The sequence below is a fragment of the Pantoea sp. CTOTU46764 genome (assembly GCF_031974595.1).
Lineage (GTDB): Bacteria > Pseudomonadota > Gammaproteobacteria > Enterobacterales > Enterobacteriaceae > Pantoea > Pantoea trifolii.
Window position 1 is genome coordinate 1 of the sequence record NZ_DALYOQ010000087.1, and the last position, 19,448, is coordinate 19,448.

Genomic DNA, 19,448 nt, shown 5'->3' on the forward strand with positions numbered 1-19,448 from the left:
CAGCGGGCGCGCGGGTGATAACGACCAGGCAGGCGCGGGTGCAGCGTCGGTGGCCTGTTGGGCAATCAACGCTTCCTGCTGCACAGCGCGGCCTTGCGGATGTTGCAGCCATTGCGCTTCGCTACGCATCTGCGCGGCGCAGCCGCCAGCATCAATCACCGCCTGTTCCAGCGTCTCGGCGGGCCAGCGTGCCACCGCATCGGCCAGCGCGGCACGATTGGCATGCTGGCCGAGCACGTGCTCCATCGCCGCGCGATGATGAGCCGCGTTGGTGTGCAGACGAATCCAGCCGTCGGCGCTGGCGTAATCACCGGCAAATTCATCCCATAGCGCGGCAGGCGGTCGATTAAGCGGAATCAGGCTGTGCTGAAACCAGCGCGAGGCGAGACGAACATTGATGCTGACCGGCGCGGCCTGGCCGAGCAGATCGCTCAACGCCTGGCTGGCAAGACCAATGCTGGTGGCCGCCAGTTCACTGACCGCAAAGGCAGAAGAAAAGGTGTCGGGCTGGAGAAAAGTAGGCGAGGGAAGCGGGTCCGCGCCTCGCAATCCCTGCCACATTTGCTGCCACAGTGCGGCAGCACGTTGAGAATCCATGTTGAGTCTCCGGATAATGCGCGAGACTCAAGCATAGCAGAGCGGATTAACGGCGGCGCAAGCGCGGGAAACGCGCGTGCATCCGCAGGTTGCGCAGGTTGATTACCGCAATGGCGGTGCCCAGCACCACCAATGAGGCGCCGAGAATCTTAAAGCTGTTCATGCTGTCACCTAAGACAAAAACGCCCATCAACACCGCCAGTACCGGTGTCAGCAGCGAATAAGGCATGATCAGGTTGACGTTGTACTTCTTCAGCAGCGCGTACCACAGCGTGTACGCCACAATTGACGAGGCGAGGGCGCTATACAGAATACCAAACCAGCCGCGCCAGCCCGCATGGCTCAATGCGTAAAACTGATTGGATTCGGTCAGCCACGAAGCGGCACCGACAATCGGCACCGCAAGGAAGGAGATCCAGCCGGTCAGCGTCAGCGGTTTTATCGGCGGTGATTTTTTCACAATCATATTGCTGATTGCCCAGCCAAACGCGCTGCACAGCAGAATACACAGCACCCACCAGGCCGGAATAGTCGGGCTGCCCGACAGCACCGCGACGCCGCTCAGCGAAATGGCGATGCCGATCAGTTGCACCAGGCGTAATTTCTCTTTCAAAATCACCATCGCCAGCAGCATGGCAATCGGCGTACCGAGCTGAACCACGATGGCGCCGGTGCCGGCATCGGTGTAGCGCATGCCGACAAACAGCAGCGAGAAATGCATAAAACCGAAGGTGAATGCCAGCGTTAACAGCCACGGCAATTGTGCGCGCGTGATGCGGCAAAACGGCACCAGCACAACCGCTACCACTACAAAGCGCATCCAGGTGAGAAACAGCGGCGGAAGCTCCAGCAATCCCCACTTCACCGCCACGTTGTTGAAAGCCCAGATGGAAACCACCATCAGAACCATTAAAAAATGCCGCACTGCCACAAGGTCTTCCTTAAGCATCAACAAGGATTATCACCGGCTAATGATGGCATGAAGCCGTCGACTTCGGACATGTCTGACAAAACTTTTTTCGCATAAGCATTAGCTTAGGCAGGAAAAAAATAAGACATGTCGCTGATTTACTGTCAAAGTGGATGTCCGAAAGGCGACCATAACGAGGACCGTATTCGGCATGACACACACCCGCGCTTTACCTCTTGCTCTGATTCAACTCGAAGTCCCGCCGCCGCAGGTTGTGGCACAAATTGGTGAAGAACCCCGCTGGTTTATCGACGCGCTGCAATTGCAGCCCGATGACTATGTGATTGTGCGTCCGCATCTGGGTGATGATTTACCGGCCTTTGACCGCGTCAGCGGCGCGATCCTCAGTGGTTCGTGGGCGATGGTTACCGATCACGCCGACTGGAGCGAACGTACCGCCGCCTGGATTCGGGGCGCGCTGGAAGCGGAGCTGCCGCTGCTTGGCGTCTGTTACGGACATCAATTGATGGCGTATGCGCTGGGTGGCAAAGTGGGCGATAACCCGCATGGCTGGGAGCGTGGACTGAAACCGCTGACGCGCAGCGCGCAGGCGCACAACGATCCGTGGCTGGCTGCGTTACCAGGCGAATTTCAGGCGTGGTTATCGCATCGGCAATCGGTATTAACACCGCCGCAGCATGCGCAGGTGCTGGCGAGTTCGGCGCAGGATGGCTGTCAGATTTTGCGTTATTCGCCGCAGGCGCTGTCGGTGCAGTTCCATCCGGAATTTACCCGCGACATTATGAGCGCCTGTTTACCGGCGGGAGTGTGTGACGATGGTACGCAATTGGCGGGAGAAGATTGGTCGCGCGAACTGTTGCGCCGCTTCTGGCTGCAAACGCGGCCGCAGCCGCGCGCACAGGCTCAGGGCGCGTAGTTACGCGTGCAGCGATAAACCCACGCGGGTGGCATGTTTTTCAGCACCCGCTGGCGTTCCCAGGTGAAGTAGCGTGACAAATTTGGCTGGGTGAACGAGGTGTATTGAAACTGCACGAATACGCCGCGTGGACCCAGCGCATCATGCACCGCGCTGAGAATGTTGTCGCGCGTGGCGGGCGGCAATGACAGCAGCGGCAAGCCAGAGAAAATCACATCATATTCCCCCGCAAGATATTCCGCCGAGCAGGCGCGCACCCGCATACGCGCATCGGGCAATCCCCGCAGGCTTTTCACCAGTTCCGGGCTGATTTCGAATACATCAAGCTGTGCTTGCGGTGACATACGCGACAGCACGTGGCGTGTGAGCACGCCGTCACCGGCGCCGAGTTCGGCGATACGCAGGCTGTTATCCCAATTCACCGCATCGCACATGGTGCGGCACAGCGCGGCGGAAGAGGGCGTGATGCTGCCCATTTTGCGCGGGTTACGGATGAATTGCTGAACAAAGTTCGCTTTGGCGCGCATTAACGTCAGGGCTGAAGCCAACATCTGTTTCTCCTGGTTAGTATCCTGCTTCATATTGACCACATATTTCGGCCATGTTCCGCTTTTTGCGGCATAACCGGGAAAACTCGGAATTATCTGTAGCGGCTTACACACGCCACATTTCCTTCGATGCGGTCACAGTTTCCCCTTCTGCGATCTGACAGGCTGGCGTTGATCGCTCAATGTTAATAACAGGTTTCATAGTTGTTAATCGCCACTCTGTCCGCAAGGAGAAACACCATGCGTTACGCTGCCCCGGGAGAACAAGGTTCTCTCATTACTTTGCAATCGCGTTATGGCAACTTTATCAACGGCGAATTTGTTGCGCCGGTGAACGGTAATTACTTCGTCAACACCTCACCGATTAATGCTTCCACCATTGGCGAGTTCCCACGCTCTGATCGTGCTGATATCGATAACGCCGTGGCTGCCGCCCAGGCCGCTGCCGATGCGTGGGGCAAAACCTCACCGCAGGCGCGCTCGCTGGTGCTGCTGAAAATTGCCGACCGGCTGGAAGAGAATCTGGAATACATCGCGGTCAACGAAACCTGGGATAACGGCAAGCCGGTGCGTGAAACGCTGGCAGCGGATCTGCCGCTGGCGGTCGATCACTTCCGCTATTTCGCTGGTTGCGTGCGTGCGCAGGAAGGCACCGCTGCTGAAATCGATGAGTTCACCGCTGCCTATCATTTCCACGAACCGCTGGGTGTGGTCGGGCAAATTATTCCGTGGAACTTCCCGCTGCTGATGGCGGCATGGAAATTGGCACCGGCACTGGGCGCAGGCAACTGCGTGGTGCTGAAACCGGCCGAGCAAACGCCGCTGTCGATTACGCTGTTTATGGAAGTGATCAAAGATCTGTTGCCGCCGGGCGTGATTAATGTGGTGCACGGCTACGGTAAAGAGGCGGGCGAAGCGCTGGCGTCACATCCGGGCATCGCCAAAATCGCCTTTACCGGTTCCACCGCTACCGGCGGCCATATTTTGGAGCTGGCGGCGAAAAGTCTGATTCCGTCCACCGTTGAACTGGGCGGTAAATCGCCGAATATCTTCTTTGAAGACATCATGGATGCCGAAGAGAGTTTCATTGAGAAAGCGGCCGAAGGCGTGGTGCTGGGCTTCCTTAATCAGGGTGAAGTTTGTACCTGTCCGTCACGCGCGCTGGTGCAGGAATCAATCTTTGAGCCGTTTATGGCGGCGGTGATGAAGCGTATCAAATCCATCAAACGTGGCGATCCGCTTGATACCGAAACCATGATTGGCGCGCAGGCGTCGCAGCAGCAGTTCGATAAAATTCTCTCCTATCTGGAGATTGCGCAGCAAGAGGGCGCGCAGGTGCTGCACGGCGGCGGCGTCGAGAAAGTGGGCGAGGAGTTGGCCAGCGGCTACTACATCCAGCCAACGCTGTTGAAAGGCGATAACAGCATGCGCGTGTTCCAGGAAGAGATCTTTGGCCCGGTGGTTGGCGTGCTGACCTTCAAAGATGAAGCGGAAGCGCTTGCTATCGCCAATGACTCGATCTACGGGCTTGGCGCCGGCGTCTGGACGCGCGACATCAACCGCGCCTATCGCATGGGCCGCGCGATCAAAGCCGGTCGCGTGTGGACCAACTGCTATCATCTCTATCCGGCGCATGCGGCGTTTGGCGGCTATAAGAAATCGGGGATTGGCCGCGAAACCCACAAAATGATGCTCGACCATTATCAGCAGACTAAAAACCTGCTGGTGAGCTACAGCACGCAACCGCTTGGATTCTTCTGATTAATAACGGCAGCGGAACAATACCGCTGCCGAATCATCTCCTCATCATCTTGTGACTGCAGGATAAGATTACGGCACAAGAATCTTCTGATCGAAGTGGCGTGTTTAAGCCATGTCTTGTGGTGTTTAAAGGCGGCGATTGGGCAGAATGGTCCACCTATTTTCAAGGAGAACCCATGAACACGTTGTACAACTATCTCGAACAGCAAGACGATCTGCTGGACGCTGTGGAACAAAATATTATTACCGTGAACCTGCCGGGTCGTCAGGCGATCTACGTAATTGGTCAGAACGATGCTGACTTGCTGATCGAAGTTAAAGCACGCGAAGCGGCGGCTGCGCAACGAATGGAAACGCTGCGTCAACTGGAGAGTCAGTTTCGTTTTTAACTGTATTGCACTACCTTATTCGATGACCAATTCGCCAGAAATATCGCAATAAAAAAGCCGCTATCACACGATAACGGCTTTTTTGTGGCGCAATGCGAGGATTACTTCACGCAGGCGGCACAGTTGTTGTGAATCTGCTGGAAGAAGTCGTTACCTTTGTCATCCACCAGAATGAACGCCGGGAAGTTTTCCACTTCAATTTTCCAGATCGCTTCCATGCCGAGTTCGGCATACTCCACGCATTCCAGACTCTTAATACTCTGCTGTGCCAGCACCGCAGCCGGGCCGCCGATGCTGCCCAGGTAGAAGCCGCCGTGTTTATGACACGCATCGGTAACCTGCTTGCTACGGTTGCCCTTCGCCAGCATCACCATGCTGCCGCCGTTGGCCTGCAGCAGATCAACATAAGAATCCATACGACCTGCGGTAGTTGGGCCGAGTGAACCGGAGGCATAACCTTCTGGCGTCTTCGCCGGACCTGCGTAATAGACCGGATGATCTTTGATGTACTGCGGCAAACCTTCGCCGTTATCAATGCGCTCTTTCAGCTTGGCGTGCGCAATATCACGCGCCACGATGATGGTGCCGTTCAGTGACAAGCGAGTTGAGACCGGATAAGCCGACAGCAGCGCCAGGATCTCGCTCATTGGCTGGTTCAGATCGACATGCACCACTTCGCCTTCGCCCTGCTGACGCAGTTCTTCAGGAATGTAGCGGCCCGGATTGTCTTCCATCTTCTCAATCCAGATACCTTCGCGGTTGATCTTAGCTTTGATGTTACGGTCCGCAGAGCAAGATACGCCCATACCTACCGGGCAGGATGCGCCATGACGCGGCAGGCGCACCACGCGGATATCGTGCGCAAAGTATTTACCGCCAAACTGCGCGCCGAGGCCCAGCTCCTGCGAGGCTTTCAGCAGTTCTTCTTCCAGCTGAATGTCACGGAAAGCCTGACCGTGTTCATTACCTTCGGTCGGCAGCGAATCGTAATAGTGGGTTGAGGCCAGTTTGACGGTTTTTAGCGTGGCTTCTGCTGAAGTACCGCCAATCACAAACGCGATGTGGTAGGGCGGGCACGCTGCAGTACCCAGCGACATCATCTTATCGACCAGATAGTTCTTCAACTTGGCTGGCGTAATCAGCGCTTTGGTTTCCTGATACAGATAGGTTTTATTGGCGGAGCCGCCACCTTTGGCAATGCACAGGAATTTGTATTCGTCGCCATCAACGCTGTACAGGTCGATCTGCGCCGGCAGGTTGGTGCCAGTATTCACCTCTTTATACATATCCAGCGCAGCATTCTGTGAATAGCGCAGGTTATCTTCAATAAAGGTGTTGTAGACGCCTTGCGACAGCGCCGCTTCATCGCCGCCGCCGGTCCAGACGCGCTGGCCTTTTTTGCCCATGATGATAGCGGTGCCGGTATCCTGACAGGTTGGCAGCACGCCTTTGGCGGCGATTTCAGAGTTGCGCAGGAACTGCAGGGCAACGTATTTATCGTTCTTGCTGGCTTCGTCGTCGGCAAGAATTGACGCGACCTGCGCCTGATGCGAGGCGCGCAGCATGAAGGAAGCATCGTGGAATGCCTGCTTCGCCAGCAGCGTCAGCGCTTTGGGATCGACTTTCAGGACTTCTTCGCCATCGAAGTTGGCCACCGAGACGTAATCCGTGCTCAGCAGGTAGTATTCGGTATCATCTTTGGCGAGAGGAAAGGGATTCTGATAATAGAAGGGTTTGTTCGACATGTTGGCTCACTTAGCTTCGTGTTACCCGCCAGCATGACGGGCGACAAATTAGGCAGTCTGTTATTCGATTTTCTCTCGCCAGCCCTCCGCAGGGGCTGACTGGCGAGCATCATAACATTTTCACGGTAATGCGCGGCTCCGTTTTTAACATCGAAGCAACATCATCAGAACATCATCACCATCCATGGATAGGCGACAACCATCAGAAGAACCAGGAACAGCGCGCCGAAGATGGTGCCCAGGCGCCAGTAATCTTTGGTTGGCAGATAGCCGCTACCGTAATAAATCGGGCTTGGGCCGGTGCCGTACGGGGTGATAATGCCCATCACACCCAGAGAAACACACATCATTAAGCAGAATACCGGCATGTTGATGCCCGGGATTGAGGCGGCGATAGTCAGCATGGCTGGCAGCAGCGCGGTGGTGTGCGCGGTGGTACTGGCGAACAGGTAATGCAGCAGGTAGAAGGCGATTAACAGCACCACTGCAGAAACCTGAGGATCGTAACCGTGCAGCAGCATCGCGCCCTCTTTACCCAGCCAGGCGATGAAGCCGACGCGCGCTAAACCATCTGCCAGCGCGACCAGTGTGGCGAACCAGGCGAAAGTGTTCCATGCGGCTTTATTGCTGGTGATGTCATTCCAGTTCAGTACACCGGTCCACAACATCAGCACGATGACTAACAGCGCGGCCATTGCCGGTTCAATCCAGGCGGTGGCGAAGATCCACATCATCAGTGCCGCAACCACAAAGCCCAGCAGCAGGATTTCATTACGTTTCAATTTACCGAGTTTTGCCAGCTCAGCAGTGGCCCAGCGCGGCACTTCGTCATTCACCTTCACTTCTGGCGGATAGAGCCAGTAAGCCAGCAGCGGCATGGTGAGAATCAGCAGCACGCCGAGCGGCAGGAAGGCGAGGAACCACATGCCCCATGAAATTTCAAAGCCCACCACGCTTTTTACCAGCGCCAGCGCCAGCAGGTTCGGTGCCAGAGCTGAAAGGAACATTGAACTGGTGATACAGGCGGCGGTGATGGCGACCCACATCAGGTAAGAACCAATCTTACGCGCGCTTGGGTCGTTGGGTTTTGAACCGTACAGCGGAGGCAGGTTAGCAATGATTGGATAGATGGTACCGCCACTGCGCGCGGTGTTGGATGGCGTAAACGGCGCCAGCAACAGGTCAGCGAAGGTAATGGCGTAACCCAGCGTCAGGCTACGACGGCCCAGATATTTCACCAGAATCAGCGCCAGGCGGCGACCGAACTGGGTTTTATCGTAGCCTGCGGCAAACATAAAGGCACCGAAGATCAGCCAGACCGTGGAGTTGCCGAAGCCGCTTACCGCCCATTTGAACGACTGCGCAGCGGTTTTGAACTTGGGATCCGCCAGTTCTGCCGGGCTAAACAGCACCCACTGGCTGAACAGCGCAATCACCACCACGCCGGTTAAACCGATAACGGCGCCCGGCAGCGGTTCGAAAATCAGTCCCACAATAACCCCGACAAAAATGGCGAAGAAGTGCCATGCGTAAGGTTCCAATCCCGCAGGAGTCGGCACCAGCAGCAACAGCACAGCCACAATAATTGGCAGGCACAACATTATCAGGCGGTTCTTTTTCTTCCCCGGTGCCGCGGGAGGCGCAGTGAGGGATTCACTTTGGGTTGTTTGTGTGTTCATAGTTTTGTCTGCAAGTTATGGAGAATGCGTATATACGCCCCGAACCAAGCTGGTTTTTTTAGTTGCAAAACTCTTTTAACAGATTAGTCGTGACATTTAAAACTGAGTTTTAATAAATCGCTGTTAGCAAAATTCGATGCGCGAATTATCTATTGGATGTGCCTATGATGCGATTAATTAAAATATCTATTTTGATCCAGATCAATAAAATTTATTCGTGGTTTTTTTGCTTTAAGCATTCATGCCTTAATAAACGAACCATTAGGTGAAAATTAACTGTGTGAGGTGAATAGAACGGCACAAATCAAGCAAAAAACAGAGAAAGGAGACGATTTATCTTTATGATAAGGCTGGATTTGTTTTAAATGTAAGGAAAAAGTTGATTTTTGTCAAGTCTTGGTTAAAACTTAGCTCAGCGCAACTTTCAGCAATGGGTATCAAATATTATTTCCATGCGTAAAACTTATATAACTAACGAATAAGGTTATGTAAGTAAATAAAATGGTATATTTACGCCATGAAGTCGGACCACTCAAATAATTATAAATTTCTCCGAACCGCCAAAGAATTGAATACAAAGTTTCTTAATTCTGGAGTTGCTCATCATGAATACGCTCACCCCGATTCTTAATCCGCTTACGCTACCGAAAGGTGCGGTCCTCAAAAACCGATTGGTTATGGCGCCGATGACCACCTGTACCGGTTATTACGATGGCGGTGTTACCAGTGACCTTGTCGAATATTATCGCGTGCGTGCCGGCAGCATCGGTACCGTCATTGTAGAGTGCTGCTTTATTGATAACCGTGGACCTGCATTCCCAGGTGCGCTCGGTATCGACAGCGACAATAAAATCCCCGGTCTGGCGAAAATTGCCCACGCCATCAAATCGCAAGGCTCCAAAGCGGTTCTGCAGATTTATCACGGCGGCCGCATGGTGGAACCGGCGCTGATCGGCGGTAAAACCCCGGTCGCACCAAGCGCCATCGCCGCACCGCGTGACGGTGCTACCAAACCTCAGGCGCTGACCGCAGAAGAAGTGGATGTGATGATCACCAAGTTTGGTGATGCGGTGAACCGTGCGATCAAAGCCGGCTTTGACGGCGTGGAGATCCACGGCGCCAACACTTATCTGATCCAGCAGTTTTACTCGCCAAATTCCAACCAGCGCGACGACAAATGGGGCGGCAGCCGCGACAATCGCGCGCGTTTCCCACTGGAAGTGCTGGAAATCACCCACAAGATGGCGGACCGCTTTGCTGCGGCAGACTTCATCATCGGTTATCGCTTCTCTCCGGAAGAGCTGGAAGTGCCGGGCATCCGCTGGGACGACACGCTTTACCTGCTGGAGAAACTGGCGGAACGCGGTCTCGATTACGTGCACTTCTCGGTGGGACAGCTGCTGCGTCCGTCGATTGTCGATACCCAAGACCCAACGCCGCTGATCACCAAATACCTGGCGCAACGCTCTCCTAATCTGGCGAAAGTGCCGGTGATTGGCGTCGGCGGCATCGTCAATAAAGAAGATGCCGAGAACGCGCTGGAGCACGGTTTCGATTTAGTAGCAGTCGGTAAAGCCTGCATCGCTTATCCGGACTGGACCGACCGCGTCATCAAAAATCAGCACATGGAGCTGTATATCGACAGCACCAAGCGCGAAGAGTTGACCATTCCTGAACCGCTGTGGCGCTTCTCGCTGGTGGACGCGATGATCCGTGACACCAGCGATACCGGCCGTAAATACAAAGCGGGCGTCTATCAGGCGAAAGTGGAAGCCGAAGCGCTGAAGCTGAAAATCAACGTCACGCTCGACACCGACCGTATCACCGATATCTCGTTGGTGCCGGATCCAAGCCTCGACGTCGACTTCACCAGCACCTTCGAAAGCCTGCGTGAACGCATTCTGGTGGCGAACAGCCCGCACGTGGATGCCATCACTGGCGCTACTACCCAGAGTGAAGCGCTGAAAAAAGCGGTATCGCGCGCCATGACCACCTCAAGCAAAGAGTATGTGATTGAAGAGGGCGGTAACCCGAACGCACCGGTCAATTACGATGTGGTGGTGGTGGGCACCGGCGGCGCCGGTCTGGCGGCGGCGATTCAGGCGCATGACGATGGCGCACGCGTGGTGATCATCGAGAAGATGCCCACCATCGGCGGTAACACCATCAAAGCCTCGGTCGGCATGAACGCGGCAGAAACCCGTTATCAGAAGCTGAAAGGCATCGAAGACAGCAAAGAGCTTTTCTACGAAGAGACGCTGAAAGGCGGCAAATTCAAAAACAATCCGGTGTTGCTACGCGAGTTTGTTGAGCAGGCGCCCGAAGCGATTGAGTGGCTGGCAGCGAAAGAGATCGAGCTGTGCGATATCACCATCACCGGCGGCATGAGCATCGACCGTACGCACCGTCCGGAAGATCGTTCTGCAGTCGGCGGCTTCCTGATCAGCGGCCTGGTGAAAAACGTTAACCAGCGCAATATCGAAGTGCTGCTGGAAACCTCGGTAGCGGAAATTCTGGTGGAAAACGGCGCGGTCACCGGCGTGAAAGTGGTGGATGAGTACAACGACAGCCGCATTATCAATGCCAAAAGCGTGATTGTGGCGACTGGCGGCTTCAGTGCCAACCGCGAAATGGTGGTGAAATACCGCCCTGAGCTGGACGGTTTTGTTACCACCAACCACAAAGGCGCCACCGGCAGCGGCATCGCCATGCTGCAACACATCGGTGCGGATACCGTGGATATGGGCGAAATTCAGATTCACCCAACGGTTGAGCAAACCACCTCGTACCTGATTTCCGAAGCGATGCGCGGCGGCGGGGCGATTCTGGTGAGCCAGGCGGGCAAGCGTTTCTACAACGAAATGGAAACCCGCGACAAAGTGTCCGCTGAAATCATCGCACTGCCAGAGAAGAGTGCGTGGATCGTGTTTGACGAGCAGGTACGCGCCAACAACAAAGCGGCTGACGAATACATCGCCAAAGGTTTTGTCATCAGCGCGCCAACGCCACACGAGCTGGCGGTGAAACTCAACATGGATCAGGAAGCGCTGCAAACCACGCTGGGTCGTTACAACGAGTTTGTGGCGAAGCAGGATGACGAAGACTTTGGTCGTAAAACCGCGCTGCGTCACCCGCTGAATAAAGGTCCGTACTTCGCGATTCGTATCGCACCGGGCGTGCACCATACCATGGGTGGCGTGACCATCAACACCGATACTGCGGTGCTGGATGCGCAGAAAGCGGTGATTCCTGGCGCATGGGCGGCGGGTGAAGTGGTCGGCGGCATCCACGGCGCCAACCGCATCGGCGGTAACGCGGTGGCCGACATCATCATCTTCGGTATCAAAGCCGGTCATAACGCGGCTAAACTGGCGTTAGGACACTAAGCTGTAAAGATGCCCGCCTTGTGCGGGCATCGTTTTCTTTAGAGGCATGCAATGACCGCTGGTGTTTTTTCTTACTCTGCCGTTCTAATGGGTTCACCCATTCTGCTCAAATTGTTCGATGACAATCCCACGCTTGCCCGCCACGTCTTTCAACTGATCAAACAGCAGGAAAATCTGTTCACCGTAAATCGCGCTGAATCCGAAGTGATGTCGATCAACCACGCCGCTGGCCGTCATCCGGTAATCGTTAGCGAGCCCGTGTTTGCCTTGATCAGCGTGGCGCACGCGGTGAGTTTGCTGCCGGAGAGCGCCTTCAATTTCACTATCGGCCCGGTGGTAAAACGCTGGAAAATCGGCTTTCAGGGTCGCGCCGTACCGCCTGCGCTGGAAATCGCTTCACTGCTGAAACTCACCGATCCGCATCAGGTGCTGCTCAATCCCGCCGAACGCTCGGTGTTTTTGCAACAGCCGGGCATGGAGATCGATCTCGGTGCCATCGCCAAAGGCTACATCGCCGATCGCGTGCAGGCGTTTTTGCGCCAGCAGGGCGTGCAGCAGGCGCTGATCAATCTGGGCGGCAATGTGCAGACGCTGGGCTCGCCGCCGCACGAGCCGCAAGGTTGGGGCATTGGCCTGAAAAAGCCCTTTGGACGCGATGATGAGCTGTTAGGCGTGCTGCAGGTGCAGGGAAAATCGGTGGTAACGTCGGGGATTTATGAGCGCTACTTCGAACTGGATGGCCGCTGCTGGCACCATATTTTTGATCCGCAAACCGGCTATCCACTGGATAACGAACTGCTGAGCGTGACGGTGATTTCCGATCGCTCAATTGATGGTGATATCTACACCACGCTGCTCTACGGCATGGGCGTGGAGCAAGGGCTGGCTTATCTCGCTGACCAGCCCGACATCGACGCGGTTTTCGTTACGCGCGATCGGCAGATCATCTGCTCCTCGCCGCATCATTTCCACTTCCAGCAGCTCGATTTCGACTGGCAGCTGCGTTACTGACAGTATTGCTGCAGCAGCGAATGGTATTCCGGTTGCAGACGATAGCGGTACACCGGACGACCGGTCGCGCCGTAGTGAATGCTGGTAAACAGAATATTAATCTGCGCCAGCCAAATCAGGTATTTACGGCAGGATACGCGCGAGATGTTCACTTCAGCCGCCAGTTCGTCGGTGGAGAATTCGTGCCCCGGATGCGCATCAATCCACTGACACAGTGTTCGCAGTGTTTGCGGCGTTAAGCCTTTTGGCAGGCGCTTGTTGTCGTGCTGCGTCGCCGGGCTGCCGTGAATCAGCAGATCCACATCCGCTTGCTGATAGTAATGCTGATTGTCCATCAGCGACTTCTTCTGCCGCCAGCCGGTCAGCGCCTCTTCAAAACGCGGGAACTGGAATGGTTTGATCAGGTAATCCACCACGCCGTAGTGCAGCGAGGTTTTAATATTCTCCGCATCGGCGGCAGACGAAATGATGATCACTTCTACCGCGCTCTGCGCCGTGCGCAGCTCCGGCAACAGATCGAGGCCATTCTCCTGCTGCATATAGATATCCAGCAGCACCAGATCGACCGCGGTATCGCTGTTGAACAGGATCTCTTTCGCCTGCTTCAAGGTTGAGGCGGTGCCACAACAGTGAAAGCCCTGAATTTGGCCGATATACGCGCGATTAAGCTCGGCGACCATGGCGTCATCATCGACCACTAACACATTGATCATGCGGATTGGTTTCCTCCATCCCAGGGAAGTTGGACTAAAAATTGGGTAAACACGCCGGGTTCTGACTCGACACTCACGCTGCCACCGATATTTTCGGTTTGCTGCTGCAGCAGAAACAGCCCGACACCACGGTTTTCACCTTTGGTGGAGAAGCCTTTTTCGAAAATGGTACTGAGATGATCGGCTTCAATGCCCGGACCATCATCACTCACTTCACAGGTCAGCCAACCGTTTTGGTAGTGCAGCATTACGTGAATCTCGCCTTCTACCTGCTCGCTCATTGCATCCAGCGCATTCTCAATCAGATTGCCGATCACCGTAATCAGCGCCGCCATCTGCTGCTCATTGCCGCTGTCGGGCAGGAAGCTGGCATCGCTGATGGTCAGGCGATGGCCGCAATCCGATGCGCGATTGATTTTGCTCAGCAAGAACCCAGCAATCACCGGCGACTTAATCTTATCGAGCAGGAAACCGATCTCCGTCTGGTAATTATTGGCGGTTTTGAGAATGTAGCTTTCCACTTGCGTGTAGTTTTTCATGTGCAGCAGGCCGAGGATCACATGCAGCTTGTTCATAAACTCGTGCGAGCGCTCACGCAGCGCATCGACGTAGTTTACCATGCCCGTCAAGCGCTGCATCAGTTGACTGATTTCCGTCTTGTCCCTGAAGGTACAAACCGCGCCGATAATCCGTCCCTGGCTGCGCACCGGCACGGTATTACTTAGCAACACGCGGCCATTCACATTTAACTCTTCATCACGCCGTGCGCGCCCGCTGTGCAGCACATCCTGCAGATGATCGTTGATCACCGAGGCATCGTAGATGCGGTCGCCACTGATGGTGCCCATCGAATCATTCAGCAGCGAGCGCGCCGCCTGATTGACCAGCGTCATCTGCGCCTGATCGTCCATTGCCACTACGCCTTCTTTTAGCGAATTGAGAATCGCCTGGCGCTGTTCAAACAGGGTGGAAATTTCGTAGGGTTCAAGGCCAAACAGGATGCGCTTCAGCACGCGCACCAGCACAAAGGTGCCGATAGCGCCTGCAAAGGTGCCAATCAGGATAGTCCACAAGATGCTCCAGCGGCTTTGGTTTATCTGATCGGTAACGGCACTGAGTGAAATGCCCACTACCACGACACCAATCTGCTTATGCTGCGCATTATAGACCGGCGTATAGACGCGCATTGCCCGGCCCAGCACGCCTTGATTGACGGAGACATTTTCATGACCGCGTATCGCGGGCTCAATATCTGTGCCAATAAAGTGCTGGCCGATGAGTTCAGGATTCAGATGCGAATAACGGATGGTATCCATGTTGGTCACCACCACAAACAGCAGGTTATTGCTCTCCTGCACGGCTTTAGCAATGGGTTGGATGCTGGTGGCATTTGGCGGCAATATCAGCGCGCGCTGAATTTCAGGAAATTTGGCCAGCGTACGCGCCACCGCCATCGCTTTGTCCTCCAGCTGCGCGCGGGTCGCGGCGCCAATCTGGAAGAAATAGAACATATGCACGCTGAGCAGCACCAGCACAATCACCGCGCTGAGCATCAGAGTGACCAGCGTATTGAGCTTCATCGGCTGCTTGCGCGCCGCGATTCCTTGCTGTGAAGAAGACATGATCGCTCTCGGAGGAGAAGAGGGCGTGTATTATGACGGATAAACCGCAGAAGGTCGCGTATCACGTAGGGTCGCCATTCATGGCGACCCTCTGAACTCACGCGGGAATTAACTCGATTTAACCCGGTTAGCAAAACTCTTACGCAGCTTCTGCAGTTTAGGTGGGATCACCGCCATGCAGTAACCGTTGCGCTGACCTGCGCCTTCCCAATAATCCTGATGATAACCTTCCGCCGCATACCATTCTTTCAGCGGCTCGATGGTAGTGACTACCGGATCGCTCAGGCCTTCCTGCGCACGCGCAATCGCGGCAATCGCTTCGGCTTCCTGCTCAGCATTCGCCGGGAAAATCGCCGAACGATATTGCGTGCCCACATCGTTGCCCTGGCGGTTCAGCGTAGTGGGATCGTGGGTGGCGAAGCTGATATCCAGCAGATCGCCATATTTCACCTGCTCCGGATCGAAACCGATGCGAATCGCTTCGGCATGGCCGGTCGCGCCGCTGCACACCTGCTCGTAGGTGGGGTTCGGACGAGCGCCGCCGGTATAACCACTCTCGACTGACTCGACGCCAATCACATCTTTAAACACTGCTTCAGTACACCAGAAACAGCCACCAGCGATCACCGCATATTCGGTTGCCATTATATCTACTCCTGTCAGGGCGAAAGGTTAAAAATGGGGGCAAGCCCATATCAATTCAAGCAGTTAAATTAACATTTCTGGCTTAAAGTCGCTGCGCTTGTCGAGCCGCAAATTGCTCATCACGTTAAAGCGTCCTTCGCCGGTATAGTGCAGCGTCGGTGGAAACTCCGGTGTTTCCGCCACATGTGCTTTGACGATCTCAAAGATAAAGAAGTTGTAGTTATCCACCATTGAATCGTCATACAGCTGGCACTCAAAGCTGGCAAAGCACTCGTCAATCAACGGCGCATTGACCACGCTGGCCGGTTCGGGCGTCAGGTTAAAGGCATCAAACTTGTCGAGGCGATCGCCGTGGCTGTTACCGATTGCCACCACGCTATCCACCAGATTGGCCGACGGCACGTTAATTACGCACTGACCGCTTTGGCGAATCAGTCCATGGCTGTAATTGCCGCCGGCAATCATGCAGCCAACCAGCGACGGCGAGAACTCTAGTATGGTGTGCCAGCCGAGCGTCATGATGTCGCGGTGATCCTCAAACTGTGAACTCAGCAGCACCACCGGACCCGGCTCCAGATATTTGCGCGCTTTACTCACCGGAAAGTCGATTTTATGCATCGGGATTCTCCTGTTCTAGGTACAGAGACCTTAAGTGTAGATGCCAGACTTTACCGAGACGAAAAATCGCGGCATGTTATCGGCTACCTCTTACCATCAGGCCAGTAATATGAACAACCTCCTGTGCAAGTCGCTGAACCTCACTTATCCGATCATTCAGGCGCCGATGGCCGGCGTCTCCACGCCGGAGCTGGCGGCGGCGGTGAGTAACAGCGGCGCGCTGGGATCGATCAGCGTGGGTGCCTCAACGCCGCAGCAGGCGGAGATGATGATCCGTAAAACACTCGCACTGACCTCCGCCCCCATCAACGTCAACGTTTTTTGTCACGCGCCGGTGCAGCGCGATCCGCAGCTAGAACAGGCGTGGATCGCTCGCTTTCAGCCGGTGTTTGCTCGTTATGAGGCGACACCGCCGGATGCGCTGTCGGAGATTTACCAAACGTTTGTCGATAATGACGCGATGCTGGAGGTGTTGCTGGAGCACGCGCCCGCTGCTGTGAGTTTCCACTTTGGTTTGCCGTCCGCCGCTTTCGTGCAGCGTTTGAAAAGTCGCGGCATTATCACGCTGGCGAGCGCCACCAGTATGCGCGAAGCCCAGGCGATTGAAGCCGCCGACATCGATTTTATTGTGGCGCAGGGCATTGAGGCGGGCGGGCATCGCGGGATATTCCAGCCTGCAGGCGACGATCAGCAGCTCAGCACCTTTACGCTGCTGCAGGCGATTCGCCAGATTTCGCGTCTACCGGTGATTGCTGCCGGTGGCGTGATGGATGGCGCAGGCATTGCCGCCATGCTCAAGCTGGGCGCAGCGGGTGTGCAGCTGGGCACCGCGTTTATCTTGTGCCCGGAATCCGCTGCCAATGCGGCGTATCGTCAGGCGCTGAAAAGCGAGCAGGCCAACAGCACCGAGATGATCGCCGCCATCTCTGGCCGCTCGGCAAGATGTCTTACCAACGATTTTTGCCATCTGGCACGCGAATTTGCGCAGGAATCCATCCCTCCTTATCCACTCACCTATGCGTTGGGCAAAGCGCTTGCCGCTGCAGCGACTGCCAAAGGCGTGCACGGTTTTGGCGCGCAGTGGGCCGGACAAGGCGCGATGCTGGCGCGGGAAATGCCGGCCGCTGAATTGGTCAAAACGCTGGTGAAGGAGTGGCAGGCGGCGTAAATTTCGCCGCCCATTAATCATCAAAGCGGTAGGCTTTCTCCATAATGCTGTTGGCCATCAGGGTTTTAATCCATTCAGTGGGTTCCCGTTTACCGCTGCGTTTGTGTGAATAGATTTTCACGGTGAACCTTGGCGCGGGAAACGGCAGCCTGAATGAGGTGACATCGGCAGCGTGTTTGATTTTACTGGCGACGAAGGAGGGGATCGCCATCAGCAATTCACTTTCCGCGATAATAAAGGGCGCGCTCAGCATGGATGGCGTTCTAATGGCAATGCGGCGCTTAAGACCCAGGCGCGCAAGATGGGAATCCAGCAATCCCTGCTTTTCATTCCATGGCGTCACGACCAGATGTCCGGCGGCAAGATAGTCTTCAAGATTCAGGCTGCTACGTCGCGTATTGGCAATCACAATAAACTCATCACTAAATAAATCGGTCTCTTCCAGGTCGGGATGATGCATGCCGTCCGGCTCGCTAAAACTTAGCGCCATGTCGATTTCACCGGCGAGTAATTCAATCAGCGCCGGATTATGTGGCAAATGGCAGAGTTCAAAACTCAGTTTGGGTGCCGTATTGGTCAGCGCATTCATCAGGCCCGGAAACACGCAAAAAGCGGTGTAATCCGTTACCGCAATTCGAAAACAGTCATCGCTGGTCAGGGGATCAAATGGCTGGATTGGGCTGAGATGCCGATTTAATCCGGTTAGCGTTTCGGCAATATAGGGTGCCAATTGGCAGGCGTAGACGCTGGGACACATTTTGTGGCCTTCGCGGTAGAACAGCGGATCTTTAAAAAAATCACGTAGTCGTGACAGCGCGTGGCTAAGTGCCGAGGTACTCAAACTGAGTTCAATCGCCGCCAGCCTGACCGAACGGTGCCTGAAAACTGCGTCGAAAACGGGGAGAAGATTCAAGTCCAGTCGACGCAGCACATGATGCATGAAATTCACCTATCATTGATTTTATTGCACTTATTTCATCGAACAATACCCATTATGCTGAGCAGCATCAATCTGATTAAGAAAGAAAATAATGCATGAAGATGACTATTCGACCAGCCAATCCTGAAGACGCGGACGCCATCTACAGCATGATTGCTGAGTTGTCGGTGTATGAGCATGGATTGCAGCAGTCAGTGACGACTGCAGAAGAGATCAGAGCGATGCTTTTCAATCCCGACAGTAATAGCGAAGCGCTGATGTGCGAGATTGATGGCTCAACCGCCGGTTATGCGGTGATTACGCGTAGCTACTCGGCGTGGCTGGGACGTCGCGGGATGTATATGGAGGATTTGTACTTCTCGCCCAATTTTCGTGGCTTGGGCGCTGGCAAAGCGCTGCTGCAGTATGTCGCGCAGCACGCGGTCAATCACCAGTGTAATCGTATTGAGTGGAGTGCATTAGATTGGGATCAGTCCGCCAGAGAGTTCTATCTCAGTATTGATGCGCTGCCGTTAAATGAGTGGGTGCGTTATCGACTCGACGGGGCGGCATTAGAGAAATTTGCTGCCGCCGCGCCGCAATCGGTGTTAGGGCTGTAATTAATTTCGTAGGGTGCGCATTCATGCGCACCTGGTCACTGTAAGTTTTAAATCCGGTGCGGGCGTTGACACATCTGTTGCGTCACGGGCCGTCCTCGCGCCGCTAACGCGGTGCCTTCGGCTTCCACGTCGTGCCAACGGACCGTTCGCGGATCGGCCGTCCTGGCCGGCCCCGAACTG

General features: G+C 55.1%; 16 protein-coding genes and 1 pseudogene. 7 read left to right on the forward strand and 10 right to left on the reverse strand.

Annotated features, from left to right (window positions below; all coding sequences use genetic code 11):
• Together RTM06_RS20715 and RTM06_RS20720 are read right to left on the reverse strand one after the other, a co-directional pair.
• A pseudogene (locus RTM06_RS20715) lies at positions 1–597 on the reverse strand (acyl-CoA transferase); the annotation flags it as partial.
• A 46-nt stretch (positions 598–643) separates the two neighbouring features.
• Positions 644–1,528, reverse strand: coding sequence for a DMT family transporter (locus RTM06_RS20720; protein WP_256696247.1), 885 nt, complete (start codon positions 1,526–1,528; stop codon positions 644–646).
• 190 nt (positions 1,529–1,718) lie between these two features.
• Between RTM06_RS20720 and RTM06_RS20725 the strand changes: the two genes are divergently transcribed.
• Positions 1,719–2,444, forward strand: a complete 726-nt coding sequence (locus RTM06_RS20725) for a glutamine amidotransferase (protein WP_312184554.1) — start codon at positions 1,719–1,721, stop codon at positions 2,442–2,444.
• Here the strand turns inward: RTM06_RS20725 and RTM06_RS20730 are convergent.
• Positions 2,432–2,995: a class I SAM-dependent methyltransferase gene (locus tag RTM06_RS20730; RefSeq protein WP_312184555.1), complete on the reverse strand. Its 564-nt coding sequence runs from the start codon at positions 2,993–2,995 to the stop codon at positions 2,432–2,434. The genes RTM06_RS20725 and RTM06_RS20730 overlap by 13 nt on opposite strands.
• 237 nt (positions 2,996–3,232) lie before the next feature.
• Between RTM06_RS20730 and RTM06_RS20735 the strand changes: the two genes are divergently transcribed.
• Positions 3,233–4,753 carry an aldehyde dehydrogenase family protein gene (locus tag RTM06_RS20735; protein ID WP_293798174.1) on the forward strand — a complete coding sequence of 507 codons (1,521 nt, stop codon included), beginning with the start codon at positions 3,233–3,235 and terminating at the stop codon, positions 4,751–4,753.
• Between the two features lie 176 nt (positions 4,754–4,929).
• The gene (locus RTM06_RS20740; protein WP_265297047.1) at positions 4,930–5,142 is read left to right on the forward strand and encodes a hypothetical protein; all 213 of its coding nucleotides are present in this window, start codon (positions 4,930–4,932) and stop codon (positions 5,140–5,142) included.
• A gap of 101 nt (positions 5,143–5,243) precedes the next feature.
• On the opposite strand, the gene fumA is transcribed toward RTM06_RS20740, so the two are convergent.
• Entirely contained in the window at positions 5,244–6,887 is a 1,644-nt protein-coding gene (gene fumA, locus RTM06_RS20745; RefSeq protein WP_008102761.1) for a class I fumarate hydratase FumA, read from the reverse strand.
• Between the two features lie 164 nt (positions 6,888–7,051).
• Positions 7,052–8,566: an anion permease gene (locus RTM06_RS20750; RefSeq protein ID WP_293798172.1), complete on the reverse strand. Its 1,515-nt coding sequence runs from the start codon at positions 8,564–8,566 to the stop codon at positions 7,052–7,054.
• A gap of 605 nt (positions 8,567–9,171) precedes the next feature.
• Here RTM06_RS20750 and RTM06_RS20755 point away from each other — a divergent pair.
• Positions 9,172–11,952: a flavocytochrome c gene (locus RTM06_RS20755; protein ID WP_265297046.1), complete on the forward strand. Its 2,781-nt coding sequence runs from the start codon at positions 9,172–9,174 to the stop codon at positions 11,950–11,952.
• A 51-nt stretch (positions 11,953–12,003) separates the two neighbouring features.
• Positions 12,004–12,963, forward strand: a complete 960-nt coding sequence (locus tag RTM06_RS20760) for an FAD:protein FMN transferase (protein ID WP_256696252.1) — start codon at positions 12,004–12,006, stop codon at positions 12,961–12,963.
• On the opposite strand, the gene dcuR is transcribed toward RTM06_RS20760, so the two are convergent.
• From dcuR to RTM06_RS20780, 4 genes are all read right to left on the reverse strand, one after another.
• Positions 12,957–13,676, reverse strand: a complete 720-nt coding sequence (gene dcuR / locus RTM06_RS20765; RefSeq protein ID WP_008102769.1) for a two-component system response regulator DcuR — start codon at positions 13,674–13,676, stop codon at positions 12,957–12,959. The two genes, RTM06_RS20760 and dcuR, sit on opposite strands and share 7 nt — an antisense overlap.
• Positions 13,673–15,298 (reverse strand): sensor histidine kinase, encoded by a 1,626-nt coding sequence (locus RTM06_RS20770; RefSeq protein ID WP_179451202.1) that lies wholly within the window; start codon positions 15,296–15,298, stop codon positions 13,673–13,675. The genes dcuR and RTM06_RS20770 overlap by 4 nt, the downstream gene beginning before the upstream one ends.
• Positions 15,299–15,406: 108 nt before the next feature.
• Positions 15,407–15,943 (reverse strand): peptide-methionine (S)-S-oxide reductase MsrA, encoded by a 537-nt coding sequence (gene msrA / locus RTM06_RS20775; protein ID WP_312184556.1) that lies wholly within the window; start codon positions 15,941–15,943, stop codon positions 15,407–15,409.
• A gap of 63 nt (positions 15,944–16,006) precedes the next feature.
• Positions 16,007–16,561 (reverse strand): flavin reductase family protein, encoded by a 555-nt coding sequence (locus RTM06_RS20780; protein ID WP_312184557.1) that lies wholly within the window; start codon positions 16,559–16,561, stop codon positions 16,007–16,009.
• 109 nt (positions 16,562–16,670) lie between these two features.
• On the opposite strand from RTM06_RS20780, the gene RTM06_RS20785 reads away from it, so the two are divergent.
• Positions 16,671–17,729 (forward strand): nitronate monooxygenase, encoded by a 1,059-nt coding sequence (locus tag RTM06_RS20785; RefSeq protein WP_312184558.1) that lies wholly within the window; start codon positions 16,671–16,673, stop codon positions 17,727–17,729.
• Between the two features lie 13 nt (positions 17,730–17,742).
• On the opposite strand, the gene RTM06_RS20790 is transcribed toward RTM06_RS20785, so the two are convergent.
• Positions 17,743–18,669, reverse strand: coding sequence for a LysR family transcriptional regulator (locus RTM06_RS20790; protein WP_312184559.1), 927 nt, complete (start codon positions 18,667–18,669; stop codon positions 17,743–17,745).
• 95 nt (positions 18,670–18,764) lie between these two features.
• Between RTM06_RS20790 and RTM06_RS20795 the strand changes: the two genes are divergently transcribed.
• Positions 18,765–19,268, forward strand: coding sequence for a GNAT family N-acetyltransferase (locus RTM06_RS20795; RefSeq protein WP_256696258.1), 504 nt, complete (start codon positions 18,765–18,767; stop codon positions 19,266–19,268).
• Positions 19,269–19,448: the final 180 nt, after the last annotated feature.